The sequence below is a fragment of the Paraburkholderia strydomiana genome (genome assembly GCF_046030495.1).
GTDB lineage: Bacteria > Pseudomonadota > Gammaproteobacteria > Burkholderiales > Burkholderiaceae > Paraburkholderia > Paraburkholderia strydomiana_A.
In genome coordinates this window covers 11,611-25,835 of the sequence record NZ_JAQQCJ010000021.1, presented here as the reverse complement: position 1 = coordinate 25,835, position 14,225 = coordinate 11,611, and the positions used below count along the sequence as shown (strand labels likewise).

The window sequence follows — 14,225 nt, the reverse complement described above, 5'->3', positions numbered from 1 at the left end:
CAGCGGCCAGACGCCCAAAGTTCCGACCAAAAAAGTGCGCGGACAGGGCAACCAAAAGGAGGCTAAGGCAGCCCGTATGTGGTTCGAGTATTCCTGCCAGACCTGACGCACCAGATACGGCGACGCTGAGGGCAACGTTCCGAGACGAGCGTGGCATCAACACGGTAAGCATGTCAACCTTGGAGTTCGTCGGCGCATAGATGGTGGAACGCTGAATTCCCCGTTAATGTGCAAATGGCGTTGCTCACAAATTGGTCGGGGAGTGTTGGCGGCTATTTCCTGTACTACTTAAGAAGTCCACTCGCACGAGCCACCGGCCGTACCAATCGAATAGGGAGCCACGGATCTGTCATACCAATGGCGATGGGCTGCTGGCGGCTATCGGATCATATTTCCCGGAAGAGGCGACTTTGAAGGGCATGGTCGAACTGAGAGGGTCAATGAGACGAAACGGTTACGCTACAACTTCTTAGGCGGTGAAGACATTACATAATCATGTAATGCTCGACACGCTATCCAGCGTCCCAGAAGGCGGTTCCGACGGCTATAATTTCGCGTCGGCACGCCCACGCGAAAGGCACATTCAGAGGGTCTATCGGAGACCGACTGTGCCGACGTTAGGAAAGGCTTTTTACCTAACCACGGAGGGGTTCCATGGAATCCGCAAATGAGCTGGTATATGTGGTCGACGACGACCGGCGAGTGCGAGAATCTCTGTCGACGCTGCTACGCGCGAACGGAAGAGACGTTCAAGCCTTCGATTCCGGTGGAGAGTTCCTCGACACACGGCGTCGAAATGTCGTTGCATGCCTGATTCTCGATATGAGTATGCCAGGCATGAATGGTCTGGAAGTCCAGAAGCTTGTCAGTACGGACTCCCGAATCCCGGTCATTTTCATTACGGGAAGAGCAGACGTGCCATCCGCTATTCTGGCGATGAAAGGTGGGGCTGTGGACTTTCTCACCAAGCCCGTCGACGAAGACGCATTGATGCGCACGGTCGATGCGGCGCTTGTCAGGGCACACGTTCTTCACAAGGAAGCGAAAGATGCGGCGAGCCTCCAGGCACGCTATCAATCCCTGACGCCGCGTGAGCAGGAACTTATGCCGCTGCTCGCGAGCGGTCTGCTCAATAAGCAGGTGGCGTCAATCCTTGGTATCACTGGATATACGGTGCAGATACATCGCGGCCACATAATGAGGAAAATGCGGGCGGATTCATTTGCCACGCTCGTCAGACAGGCAGGCAAACTGCAACTCGACACCTCGCCGACGACAACGTTGGAAGCTTGACGCCAACATCGAGCTTTTTCGGTTCCAGATGAACTGGAGGCAAGAAGTGCTCGCACCTCCGGTTCGAATCGTCACCGGGATTGATGATGACCGACGCGTGGGGTATCTCTTATGAACCCACTTGCTTCCATGCACAGCCTCATGCATTTACCCGCCCGCGTGGTCCGGTCTCGCGCATGAACATCGCCAGCACCATTGCGAGCACGATGCCACCGAGCAAATACGAGCCGGCAGTGCGGAAGACCGGCAGGTTCATTGCACCACCGTTCGCGAGGTGGCCGAGCAGCTTGCCATACACAGGCGTGAGCAATGCGCTGAACGTGAACACCAGGAAATTGATCGCACCACTGGCGCTGCCCTTCACGTTGTCCGGATTGACTTCCTTGATGACGGTGTAGGGCAGCATAGCCGCGCCAGAGCCGATACCGAGCAGCAGGCCGAGCACGTAACGCGGCGCCACGCCGACTGGCAGATAGAAAATGCCTGCAGCCGATACCAGCATCAGCAGTGCGCCTCCGATCAGCACCGGCTTGCGGCGACCCAGGCGGTCAGACAGGTAGCCCAAAAGCGGGCAGCCGATTACCCAACCGAGCGGCACCATGCTCGCGCGATTGACGGCCTCTGCATAGCTGACGTCGAGACCGTTGCGCAAAAACGGAATGCCCCAGATCATGTCGCCGATCGTAGTCGGCAAGAACAGCAGGCCAGCGCAGAACCCGCACAGATACGACTGCGGATTGGATAGCACCTGCTTGTACGGCGCGAACATCTTCATCCATGAGCCCTGGCCGGCTGGGGTGTCGTCGTGCGCCGCTGGCGTCGCGATAAACACCAGCACGGCGATCAACAGGATCAGGAGGCCTGATAGCCTCCAGAACTGCTGCCACGTGAGCAGGCCGTGAATGAGCGGCGCAACGGCAAACTGGCCAGCGGAGCCACCCAGCATGCCGAAACACTGAGTGAAACCGACGGCAGTCGCAAGAGAACGCGGGGGAAAGCCATGCGTAGCCAGATACACCGCGCCGATGAACCCGCATGCCGAGCCCGCGCCTTGCAGCAGGCGGCCGACTTGCGCGGCCTCCACACTACCTATGCCGAACAGTGCCGCTCCAACGGCAACCAGCACGATGCCGGCGGGAATGACGGCCTTTGCGCCGAGCCGATCGAGCAAAGCGCCGCAAACGATGGAGAACAGCGCATAGGTGTAGTAGTACAGCCCGACGAGCGTGCCCACGCCCAGCGCATCGCGGGCGAACGCCGTACTCAACTCGGGCACCATCACACCGGGCGCGGAACGCAGCACGTACTGCATGAAGTAGAACGCGGCGCAAAAAAGCCAGGCAATGACGAAGCCAATGTGTAGGTGCTCGCGATCTGATGGAATACTCGCATTATTTGCGACCTTGCTGGACATGGTTAGATTTCCCTTGAATTGCCCGGTGTTCGGGTACGGGCGAACGCCCGGCGGAGATATGAATCGGGTTATCCGGACCGAACTCGGTCGGATAATTTTCGATCGAATCTGCGTGCGATATCCCTTCGGATATCCGTTATCCAACACGGCTCCGGGTTGAATGAAGCAGCAAGCGACGGGATCTGGATAACATTCCCGTTACGCTTGCAGACCGCGTCACCGAAACAGATTGACCTTTGCAAGGTCGATGAGCTGCTGGCCCCGACCGTCCATGACGGCACGAAGCATGAACAGTCCAAAGTGATAAGCCTGGTCGCCGGAAGTCGCAGGAGGCATCACGAGTTCCTGGCGCGCGCTCACTACGTCGACGAGAGCCGGACCCGGATGGGCGAATGCTTCGCCTAGCGCCTGTTCCAGCTCTGCGGGGTGCTCGACTCGCACGCCTTTGATGCCAATCGCGTTGGCCATGGCGGCGAAGTTCGGATTTTTCAGGTCGCATCCCGTATCAATGAATCCGCTGGCCTTCATCTCCATTTCCACGAAGCCCAGTGTTCCATTGTTGAGCACGACGACTTTGACCGGCAAGCCTGTCTGAACCAGCGTCAAAAACTCTCCCATCATCATGGTGAAGCCGCCGTCGCCCGACATCGAAATTACCTGGCGGTCTCTGAAAGTGGCCTGCGCGCCAATCGAATGCAACAATGAGTTGGCCATCGAGCCGTGATTGAACGAGCCGACCAGTCGTCGTTTGCCGTTCATTTTCAGGTATCGGGCCGTCCACGCGATGGGGGTGCCGACGTCGCAGGAGAAGATGGCATCTTCGTCCGCCAGCTCGCTGACGAGCCGGGTTACGTATTGCGGATGGATGATGTTGCTGCCTGCTTCTGGCTCCGCCAGCGCGTTCAGGCTCTGGCGGGCCTTGCGATAGTCGTCGAGCGCGCGATTCAGGAAGCTGCTGTCCGTATTCTCCTGAATCATTGGAAGAAGTTCATTGAGCGTGTCCTTGACCGTGCCCAATACACCGAGTTCTATCGGGCATCGATTGCCGAGCGCTTCGGCCCGCGTATCGACTTGCGCGATGGTCACTTTCTCCGGGTAGAACTGACGATACGGGAAGTCGGTGCCCAACATCAGGAGCATGTCGCAGCTTTTCATCGCGGAATAGCCGGAAGCGAATCCGACAAGGCCCGTCATTCCCACGTCGAACGGGTTATCGTATTCGATGTACTCCTTGCCACGCAGCGAATGCACTATCGGCGCTTGCAGCTTGCGGGCAAGTTCCACGACTTCCTTGTGAGAATCCTTGCATCCCGCCCCGCAAAGCAACGTCACGCGTGACGATTGGTTCAACAGGTGTGCGAGTTTTGCGACTTCATCGTTCGACGGGCGCATCACCGGCGCGCAAGGCGCGCTCCAGTTCGGCACCGGCTGCGTGAGCGGCCCGAGTGCCACATTGCCAGGTATAACGACCACAGCGACGCCTTTACGCGCAACCGCCGTCCGGATGGCGCGGCCCAGAATTTGCGGTAACTGGTCGGGACTATGGACGAGTTCGACATAGTGACTACATTCCTTGAACAGCATTTCGGGGTGGGTAGCCTGAAAATAGTCAATACCGATTTCCGTACTCGGAACATGCGCGGCAATAGCGAGAACAGGAACACCGCTGCGATGGCAGTCGAACAAGCCGTTGATGAGATGCAGATTCCCCGGACCACAGCTCCCACAACAGACTGCGAGTTGCCCCGTCAAATGAGCTTCGGCCCCGGCGGCGAACGCCGCGCTTTCCTCATGCCGCATGTGAACCCATTCAATCGACTCATCCCGGCGCAGTGAGTCTGTGAATCCATTCAGCGAATCCCCCACTACACCGTAGACACGCTTGACCCCCGCATTGACTAGTGCACCGACCATGTAGTCGGCAGCTATGGTTGCCATTTCACATCTCCCTGGATAAGAAAAATTTCCTACGGTCCGGATTTACCTGACCGTAGTGACTGAATCGAACGCCTCGCAATGCCATGGTTCCTGATGCTAGTGGGTGATGTGAAGGATGGCTATTACATGAATCTGCAATCAGTCCGAAGGGGCGATTGACGCCAACATCTGTTGAGCGGTGGGCCACGCACGCCACGCGGCTTCCATTACATAAACATGCAATGTCCCGGCAGAACACAACGTTATATGTTGCGTCTGTGGACGCTTGACCCAGTTCGTGGTGCCCGTCCGGCAGCGTGAACTTGGATCTAAGCCCGTGAGGTCGAGCGGTTCGCATTCGCGTTGCCGTTGCAACGTCGCCTCGATTCATCCACTAACCGGACGCTGACGCGGTTGCCTTCATGCAACCGTGCGGCCCCTTGCATTCTTGCGAAATGGAGCTACTCATGGCCTATGAGCTGTTGACACCCGACACGTGCGCGCTCGCGCTAATCGACCATCAGCCGCAGATGTTCTTTGGCACGCAGTCGCACGAGCGCACGACTGTTTTGCACAACGTCCAGATCCTTGCGAAGACTGCCAAGCTCTTCAAGGTGCCGACGGTTCTGACGACAGTCGCCGCCGATTCTTTTAGCGGCCAACTGTTGCCGGAAATTCAATCGGTGTTCCCGGAGAAAAAGCCGATCGATCGCACGTCGATGAACTCATGGGAAGACAAGCAATTTCGCGACGCGATCAAGGCGACTGGTCGCAGGAAGATCGTGATCGCGGGCCTGTGGACGGAAGTGTGCGTCGCATTCCCAACCGTGCAAATGCTGGCCGAAGGATTCGAAATCCATGTGCCGACCGACGCCTGCGGGGACATCACCGAGGAAGCACATCAGCGTGCCGTTCAGCGCGTCGTCCAGGCGGGCGCGGTGCCGATGACGTCGGTGCAGTTCATGTGCGAACTGCAACGCGACTGGGCGCGTGGCGAAACGTACGACGGCGTCATGGAGATCTTCAAGGCGCACACCTCCTATGGCATCGGCGTGCGCTACGCGAAGCAGATTCTCGGCGGCCACGCGCACGAGGCGGGCTGACCGGCGCGATGTCGATCTATTCCCTGCCAGGTGTCACGCGCGGCGCGGCTGTCGTCGGGCGCGGCACGCGCCTGACCCAACACCACGGAGAGCAACGATGAGCGTACCCAGTCAGCCCGCCAGAATGGCGGAGGTAGTGATCTACAACGGCAAGATCACGACTCAGGACGACAAGCGATCGTTCGTGACGGCGCTTGCCATCGCACAAGGCAAGATCATCGCGAGCGGCAACGACCACGACATGATGCAGTGGACAAACGACTCGACGCGCCGCATCGACCTGAAGGGCCGCACGGTGATTCCCGGTCTCAACGATTCGCATCTCCACATCATTCGCGGGGGCTTGAACTTCAATCTGGAACTGCGCTGGGATGGCGTGCCCTCGCTGCATGACGCGCTCCAGATGCTGCGCACGCAAGTGGCGCGCACGCCGGCGCCGCAATGGGTGCGCGTGGTCGGCGGGTGGAACGAATTTCAGTTCGCGGAAAAGCGTGGACCGACGCTCGATGAAATCAATGCGATCGCGCCCGAAACACCCGTCTTCATCCTGCACCTCTACGACAGCGCGCTATTGAATGCGGCGGCGCTGCGAGCCGTCGGCTATGGTCGTGACACGCCGAATCCCCCAGGCGGTGAAATTCAGCGTGACCGCCACGGCAACCCTACGGGCATGTTGATCGCGCGCCCTAATGCGGGGCTGCTGTACGCGACGCTTGCGAAAGGACCGAAACTGCCATTCGAGGACCAGTTGAATTCGTCGCGGCACTTCATGCGCGAATTGAACCGGCTCGGCGTGACGAGTGCGATCGATGCAGGTGGCGGCTATCAGGCGTACCCCGACGACTACGCGGTCATCATGGACCTCGCGAAGCGCAACGAGTTGACGGTGCGCATCGCCTACAACCTGTTCACGCAGAATGCCAAAAAGGAAATCGAGGACTTCGCGAAGTGGGTCAAGGTCACGAAACCCGGCGACGGCGACGACTTCCTGAAGATGAACGGCGCGGGCGAAATGCTCGTGTTCTCCGCCGCCGACTTCGAGGATTTTCTGGAGCCGCGTCCGGACCTGCCGGGCGCCATGGAAAGCGAACTCGAAGCTGTCGTCAGGCTGCTCGTGCAAAACCGCTGGCCGTTCAGGCTGCACGCAACTTACGACGAGTCGATCGAACGTTTTCTCAACGTATTCGAGCGCGTAAACGTAGACACGCCGTTCGCCGGTCTGCGCTGGTTTTTCGACCACTGCGAAACCATTTCGGCGCGCAATATCGAGCGCATTGCCGCGCTGGGCGGCGGCATTGCCGTCCAGCACCGAATGGCGTATCAGGGCGAATACTTTATCGCGCGCTATGGCGCCGAGGCCGCCGCACGCACACCGCCTGTGCGGCAGATGCTGGCCGCCGGTCTGCCCGTCGGCGCGGGGACGGACGCCACACGCGTGGCGAGCTTCAATCCGTTCGTCTCGCTGTATTGGCTCGTCTCCGGACGCACCGTAGGCGGCACGCCGTTATACGCCCAGCAGGACCGCCTGGACAGGATGGAGGCATTGCGCCGTTATACGGTCGGCAGCGCATGGTTCTCGAACGACGAGACCCGCAAGGGCGCTTTGGTGCCGGGCCAGCTTGCCGATTTCGCCGTGCTCTCCGACGACTATTTCACGATCGACGAAGACGACATCAAGCATCTGACGTCGGTGCTGACGGTGGTCAACGGCCGCGTCGTCTATGCGGCCGACGAGTTCGAAACCCTCGGGCCGGCGGCGCTGCCCGTCAGCCCGACGTGGTCGCCCGTTGCGGAGTACGGCGGCTATGCGCGTTATCGTCGGGCGGCGCCGTTGCAACTGTCGTGCAACGATGCCTGCGTGAACCTGTGCGGCGTGCATCGCCACGCGCATGCGTGGGCGTGGCGCAGCGATGTACCCGCCAGCGACTCGAACGCGTTCTGGGGCGCGCTCGGTTGCAGTTGCTTCGCGTTCTAGGAGCCAGCACGCAATGAACCGCTACTGCACCGCCGACGCCGCGCTGCTGTTCCTGCGCGTGACAGCGAGCGTGCTCGTGCTGCTCGTGCATGGACTGCCGAAGGCGATCCATTACGCGAGCCAGCTCGATGCAATCGAAGACCCGCTGCATATCGGCAAGACGCTGACGCTGGGCTTTGCGATCTTCGCGGAGATCGCATGTCCGCTGTTGATGATCGCGGGCATCGAGACGCGTCTTGCCGCGCTGCCGATCATGCTGGTCAGCGTGATCGCACTGGGTCTCGTGCATCGCGAATGGACGCTCGACCAGGGGCAATTCGCATGGATGCTGCTGATCATGTTCGGAACGATCGCGATCGGTGGTGCAGGGCGCTACCGCATCGCATGGCGGCCGCGCAGGTCCGGGCGACGGCAGGTCTGAGCGCTCGCGCACGGCACGCCCGCAACGGCGTATGAGGGATGAACCATGTCATATCTGATTTCGTTGGGCGCGGGCCTCGTGATCGGCCTGCTGTACTACCTCGTGCGCGTGCAGTCGCCCGCGCCGCCGTTGATCGCGCTCGCTGGGCTGCTCGGCATCGTCATCGGCGAGCACGCGATTCCGTTTGTCCAGGCGCAAATACGCGCGCCCGATGCGCAAACGCACAACGTGCCGCCTGTCGCGAGTGCCAAGCCGACTACGCCATGCAGCAAAGATCAATAGGTGGCGACACGCGGCTCGACTGTGTGCCGGGCGAGGACACCTGGCTGGCAACCATCGCGGGTTATGTCGACACGCTCGGTTTCGTCGCGCTATTCGGCCTCTTTACTGCGCACGTTACGGGCAACTTCATCATGATCGGGGCGGAACTCACGGGCGCGGGGCATGGACTGCTCATCAAGTGGCTCGCGTTTCCGGCGTTCATCGCGGGAATCGTGTTTGCCCGCGTCCTCCATAACCGGTTGCTCGATCGGGTATCCGGCATACGTGCGTGCGCGCTGTATGCGCTGCAAACGATCCTGCTGGCCGGCTACATGGTCGCGGGCGTGCTTGCCGTGCCGCTTACCGATTCGCACGCGCCGATGACGATTGCCTGCGGGCTGCTCGGCGCGTCCGCAATGGGTGTGCAGAATGCGCATGGACGCCTGGCGGTGCGTTCGGTCGTCCCGAACACCGTCATGACGGGCAATGTCACGCAAGCGGTGATCGACGTGTTCGATTTGCTGTTTTCGTCCGGTGAGGCGAAGGCGAGCGATGCGGCGCGCGCCCGTCTGTTGCGTACACTGCCGGCCGTCACGGGCTTTGCAATAGGAGCATGCGCAGGCGCGGCGGGTTATCTGCTCGTGTCGTTCTGGGCGCTCCTTGTGCCGCTCGTCGCACTGTGCATGCTCGCGGTGCTGTCACGAAATACGGGCGTGCCGCAAGTTGAAATCTGATTGCGCCACGCGAGGCGTTGGCGTGCATCAACAACAAGGAGTGTTTCATGAGTATCGTCGAGATGTATCGATCGTTTCGGGCCATCGCCGTGTTGGCGGCGGCTCTCAGTGCGGCTCTTGCAGCGACGACGGTTCTTGCCGACGCGGGCCATCAAAGCGTGGGCAGGAGCCCACCCACTGTGGCCGTCGGCGCGCAGTACGACACGACGCACGTGTACGTCGCGAGCGCGGACATCGACGCGTTCGTCGACAGCTTTGTCGCGACGTTCGGCGGCAAGGCTTCGCCACGCGCCGTGTTCACCGTCACGCCGACGCCAAGCAGGACAGCGTCGCAATACGTGCAGACGCCTGTCGCCATGTTGTCGGTGTTCGCGTTCCAGACGCCGATACCGTACCCGTTCGGCAGCGAGCGCACCGGTTATCTCGTCACCGACATGGACAAGGCCGTTCGCGCGGCGCGTGCAGCGGGTGCGGACGTGATCGTCGATACGTTCGACGACCCGATCGGCAAGGACGCGATCATCCAATGGCCAGGCGGTCTGAACATGCAGTTGTACTGGCATACGAAGGCGCCGTCGTACGGGCCGCTCGAAACGGTGCCGGACAATCGCGTCTACGTGTCGGCGCAATCCGCAGACAACTTCATCAAGCGCTTTCTGCATTTTGCGGGAGGCAAGGTCGCGTCCGACAATCGCCATGCGGATGGCGGCGAAATCGGCCGGCCCGCAGAGACGATCCGGCGCGTGCGCATCACTTCCGGCTTCGGCAATATGCTCGTGTTCGTGACCGACGGCAAACTGCCGTATCCGTTCGGCCGCGAGACGACGGGTTATCAGGTTGCCGATCTCGCCGCGACGCTCGCGAAGGCGCAGGGCGTCGGCGTGAAATTACTGGCGCCCGTGAGTCGGACGGTCGAAGGGCGCACCGCGATGGTCGAGTTTCCAGGCGGCTATGTTGCCGAGATTCACGAACCGACACAGTGACGGCGTGTCGAGCGATGAGACGCGCGATGTTGAAGGTGGCTGCGAGCACCGCGCTCGCCGTATGCGGATTGACCGAGGGCGCTACCGCATTCGCCGCCGATGACGCAGCGAATGCCGCCGCTGCCGCTGCGCCTCAATGCACAGCGAAGCGGCCGTCGTCGCTGTCGTTCAATCGCTGGCAGGAAGACTGGTCGGCGCTCGCAAATCCGTGCGTGCCGCGTCAGCCGTTCGATGCGCTCAAGTACATGCCGCTCGCCAGCGACCCGTCGACGTATCTGTCGCTCGGCGCGAACCTGCGCGAGCGCTTCGAACTGAACAATACGCCGCTCTTCGGGCTAGGCAGCGCGCGGCCCGACAGCTACGTGATCCAGCGCGCGGAGGTGCATGCTGATGCGCGCATCGGCCAGCATGTGCAAGCGTTCTTTCAACTCGTGGACGCACGGCCGTTCGGCAAGGACTCCGTCTCGCCTGTCGACAAGAATCCCCTCGATATCGAACAGGCGTTCGTCGCATTCGTCTATGGCTTAGGCGGTGGCACGTTCAAGGCGCGCATTGGCCGGCAGGAGATGGCTTTCGACTTGCAACGGTTCGTCTCCGTGCGCGACGGACCGAACGTGCGCCAGGCATACGACGCGCTATGGGCCGACTATGAAATCGACAAGTGGCGCTTCATCGGCTATATGACGCAACCGGTGCAGTACCGCGACGTCACGATCTTCGACGATATGTCGAATGGACATCTCACGTTCAGTGGAGTGCGCGTGGAACGCGCGAACGTGGGGCCAGGCGATCTGTCCGCGTACTGGTCGCACTATAACCGCGACAATGCGCGCTTTCTCGATGCGGCGGGCACCGAGCATCGCGACGTTTTCGACGTGCACTATGCGGGCAAGGCCGCCCCTTTCGACTGGGACGCCGAAACGATGGTGCAGACGGGGCACGTCGGCAACGACACCATCGGCGCGTGGGCGTTCGGGTTGCTGGGCGGATATACGCTCGCGTCGGTGGCGGGCACGCCACGTCTCGGCGTACAGGTGGATGGCGCATCGGGCGACCGGCATCCCGGCGACGGACGCGTCGAAACCTTCAATCCGCTATTTCCCAACGGCTATTACTTCACGCTGGCCGGGTACACGGGCTATAGCAACCTGCTGCACGTCAAGCCGTCGATCACGTTCAAGGTATCGCCCGGCATCACGCTGCTGACGGCGCTCGGTTTCCAGTGGCGCGCGACGACGGCCGACGCGATCTACGGTCAAGGGATGGCTGTCGTCCCCGGCACCGCGGGAAAAGGAACGCGCTGGACAGGCATGTATGCGCAGATTCGCGCCGACTGGCTCGTCAACTCCCACGTTGCGCTCGCGTTGGAAGCGGTGCACTTCGAAGTCGGCGATTCGATCCGCGCACTGGGGGCCCGTAATGCGGACTATGTGGGTGTCGAAGCGAAGTTTGGATGGTAAGCGTGTTTTGAGCGACCCTGGTTTTGCGGGCGATCGTGACAGAGGCGGCGGCGTTCACGAAGAGCCGATGTCAACCCTCAGGCGGCTTCCTCCAGTGGGATGGCCTGCATGACTGCGGCCAGAATCATCGCTTCGCCGTTTCGTGGTGCCGGCTTAAGACGCCTGGGTCGATAGACGGCGTCGCCCGTTTTGATGGCCTGGCCGCTCAGCGCGCAAACGCCGGCTTTCTTCGCGATGCGGCGCCCCCAGAGCTGTTCGCCGTAGCAGCAGGAGGTCGGGTCGCTCCACGCGAGCGTTGCCGAGGTCTGCCCATTGCGCTCCAGAACCCGGATTGCACAGGTCGAAAATTGGCCTTCGCCGTTCATCGGGCGGTTGCGATGGGTCCCAGTGGGAGCTTGCATGGCGCGATTCCTCGAATCACGTTAGACAGGCGCTGGCCGTGCGACGCCAGTGGCCTGCCCACCGTATTATGTGACGTGCGGAGCTTGAGCCGACGCTCGATCGTGACTTGATGATAGCTAGCAGGCCGGCGGGCTGCCATTACATGAATGTGGAGTGCACCGCCTTGAGAATGCCCGGGACCGCTGGCTGCGGGTGGCTGTTGCCCATCCCCCATCGTTGCTGGCGCGTCTCCCCCGAAAGGGGGATGTTGTCTCACGCCGTCCTGGGCGACGATGCATACACGGATGGGATCTGAAGCACGGCCCGCACCGCGGACCGTGCGCAGGCCCATCGCTGCGCCGTGGCTGTCCGGACACTTCCGGAACCGCCACATTCCCGGCACCGGATACGCCCACTCGCTCAGAGCCTCGCCAGCCGCATCGACCCGCATTGCACCGCCTGTGCCGGGATTCAACCGACGAGCAGCGGTCGCACCCACAGCGCCAGCAAGTTCGCTTCGAACTGTCCGACCGATACTTTTAGGCCTATTGTCGTGTTAGCCAACGTACCAAGAATCAGCAGCGATTTGCGGGAAAAAACCGCGTCGCTCGCAGCAGATCTGTCTGTTGTCGTCGAACGTGCACTTGGGATACTGAAATCGCTCGATGGATACAAGCTGCTTTCTCCTCCTGCCATGCGGGACGTCGACGATTCAGTCGCGCTGTCGGCCAAAGTGTGGTTCGAGACGCTTTTGTCAGGCGAGCCGCCATCGGCTCGCGATATGGCCGTCTTCCGGGAAATCGGACAAAGACGCGAGCACCAACGTGTGCCGTTGAACAGTCTGCTGCAGGCGTTGCGCTACGGCCTGCGAGAAATCTGGAGCACGTACATCGCGCTGGGTGAGCTGGACGGAAGGCTTACCAAAGAACTGCTGTTCGACGTCTCGCTATATCTTTTCGACTACTTCGATCTCATCGCCCAGATCATCGTCCGCACTTATCTGGCCGATCATGATCACCGGAACCGGTGGCCCCATCGGCAGAGCCTGGTCGAGGAAGGCCCACTTCAGTCCGAAGGCGGCCGGCGCGAACTTCTCAAGTTGCTCGACCAGTTATCGAGCGAGCCACATCTGTTATCCCGGTTCGAAGTTGATCCTGCCTGGCAGCAACGCCGCGGCGAACTCGCCGACGCGCGCGTGATGCAGTTCTTCGGCCTTGACGTCGACATCGACGACACGGCGAAACTGGCGGAGGCATTGCGCGATGCGCAGGAGAAGCTTGCGCAGGCATCGCGGATCGCAGCGGTCGCCGAATTGTCCGCTTCGATCGCCCATGAGATCAATCAGCCGCTGCAGGCGGTCGTCGCGCATGGGCGCGCATGCCTGCGATGGCTCCGCGCGGAGCCACCCAACATAGAACAGGCCAGACTCTCCGCCGAGCACGTTGTGCGCGACGGCAATGCCGCGGCGGACGTGGTAAGCCGCGTTCGAGCACTTTTCAAGCATACGGCTCCTGAAATGGTCGAACTCGATATCAACAAACTGATACTTCAGGCCTGCACACTGATGGCTGACGATATTCAGCGCAACGCGGTTTCGCTCGAAACGACGCTAGCCGAAGACGTGCCGAAACTTCGTGCCGACGCGGTGCAGATCCAGCAAGTGCTCGTCAATCTCGTGCGCAATGCAATCGAGGCGTTGGCAGCGACGACGGAACGGCCGAGACTGTTATTGATCCGCTCCCGTCGCGACGGGCAAAGCGTGGTGATCGATGTCGAGGATCGCGGTACAGGATTTGCCGACTTCGAGAAGATATTCGAACCTTTTTTCACGACGAAACAAACCGGCATGGGGATCGGGCTGGCGATCTGCCGAACGATCGTCGAAGCGCATGCCGGTCGCATCTGGGCCGTGCGCAATGAGGTTCGCGGCGTCACCTTCAGCTTCAGCCTTCCGATCGGGAGCGCCAACGCAACGAGGGAAGGCCGATAGTGTGGCGCGTGGACGTGCCCGCTGGTGAGTGCCAGGCTCACACTCGGCCCGAGCGAGGCACGCAATTTTACGTCTATGTTAGTTGCGGCGACATTGCATATTCCTGTGATGCGGAATGTCTCTTTGGGCATTAATGTGACGAACTGGCACACCTGAAATCACTCTATCGCCGCTGACTGGAACGGCCAGCAACCCGAGGAAAACCCATCAGCGAATCTGCGAGGTGTAACATTGATTCGAGCCCCCGGGACGACTGTTAAACGACCCATGTCACTTGCCAGAGGCAGTTGTTC

General features: G+C 60.8%; 12 protein-coding genes. 9 read left to right on the top strand and 3 right to left on the bottom strand.

The features are described from left to right. The first annotated feature begins 654 nt into the window (after nt 1–654). Nucleotides 655–1,293 carry a response regulator transcription factor gene (locus tag PQQ53_RS24860; protein ID WP_408155777.1) on the top strand — a complete coding sequence of 213 codons (639 nt, stop codon included), beginning with the start codon at nt 655–657 and terminating at the stop codon, nt 1,291–1,293. A 139-nt stretch (nt 1,294–1,432) separates the two neighbouring features. Here PQQ53_RS24860 and PQQ53_RS24855 read toward each other — a convergent pair whose 3' ends face one another. Next, nucleotides 1,433–2,707: an MFS transporter gene (locus PQQ53_RS24855; RefSeq protein WP_408155775.1), complete on the bottom strand. Its 1,275-nt coding sequence runs from the start codon at nt 2,705–2,707 to the stop codon at nt 1,433–1,435. A gap of 216 nt (nt 2,708–2,923) precedes the next feature. Next, nucleotides 2,924–4,645, bottom strand: a complete 1,722-nt coding sequence (gene poxB, locus PQQ53_RS24850) for a ubiquinone-dependent pyruvate dehydrogenase (protein WP_408326916.1) — start codon at nt 4,643–4,645, stop codon at nt 2,924–2,926. Nucleotides 4,646–5,091: 446 nt separating this feature from the next. On the opposite strand from poxB, the gene PQQ53_RS24845 reads away from it, so the two are divergent. The 7 genes from PQQ53_RS24845 (at nt 5,092) to PQQ53_RS24815 (ending at nt 11,561) form a co-directional block, all read left to right on the top strand. Further along, a complete protein-coding gene (locus tag PQQ53_RS24845) occupies nt 5,092–5,727 on the top strand; it encodes a hydrolase (RefSeq protein WP_408141372.1) in 636 nt (211 codons plus the stop codon). A gap of 97 nt (nt 5,728–5,824) precedes the next feature. Further along, nucleotides 5,825–7,702: an amidohydrolase gene (locus PQQ53_RS24840; RefSeq protein WP_408141373.1), complete on the top strand. Its 1,878-nt coding sequence runs from the start codon at nt 5,825–5,827 to the stop codon at nt 7,700–7,702. 13 nt (nt 7,703–7,715) lie between these two features. Next, a complete protein-coding gene (locus PQQ53_RS24835) occupies nt 7,716–8,123 on the top strand; it encodes a DoxX family protein (protein WP_408326913.1) in 408 nt (135 codons plus the stop codon). A gap of 45 nt (nt 8,124–8,168) precedes the next feature. Further along, nucleotides 8,169–8,405: a DUF1427 family protein gene (locus PQQ53_RS24830; RefSeq protein WP_408326910.1), complete on the top strand. Its 237-nt coding sequence runs from the start codon at nt 8,169–8,171 to the stop codon at nt 8,403–8,405. Beyond that, a complete protein-coding gene (locus PQQ53_RS24825; protein WP_408326907.1) occupies nt 8,387–9,118 on the top strand; it encodes a YoaK family protein in 732 nt (243 codons plus the stop codon). The genes PQQ53_RS24830 and PQQ53_RS24825 overlap by 19 nt, the downstream gene beginning before the upstream one ends. Nucleotides 9,119–9,165: 47 nt before the next feature. After that, nucleotides 9,166–10,101 carry a glyoxalase gene (locus PQQ53_RS24820; RefSeq protein WP_408326904.1) on the top strand — a complete coding sequence of 312 codons (936 nt, stop codon included), beginning with the start codon at nt 9,166–9,168 and terminating at the stop codon, nt 10,099–10,101. A gap of 26 nt (nt 10,102–10,127) precedes the next feature. Further along, entirely contained in the window at nt 10,128–11,561 is a 1,434-nt protein-coding gene (locus PQQ53_RS24815; RefSeq protein WP_408326902.1) for an alginate export family protein, read from the top strand. A gap of 77 nt (nt 11,562–11,638) precedes the next feature. On the opposite strand, the gene PQQ53_RS24810 is transcribed toward PQQ53_RS24815, so the two are convergent. After that, the gene (locus PQQ53_RS24810) at nt 11,639–11,962 is read right to left on the bottom strand and encodes a DUF3331 domain-containing protein (RefSeq protein WP_408326899.1); all 324 of its coding nucleotides are present in this window, start codon (nt 11,960–11,962) and stop codon (nt 11,639–11,641) included. Between the two features lie 533 nt (nt 11,963–12,495). Here PQQ53_RS24810 and PQQ53_RS24805 point away from each other — a divergent pair. Next, the gene (locus tag PQQ53_RS24805) at nt 12,496–13,932 is read left to right on the top strand and encodes a sensor histidine kinase (RefSeq protein WP_408141380.1); all 1,437 of its coding nucleotides are present in this window, start codon (nt 12,496–12,498) and stop codon (nt 13,930–13,932) included. The last annotated feature ends 293 nt before the right edge of the window (nt 13,933–14,225 follow it).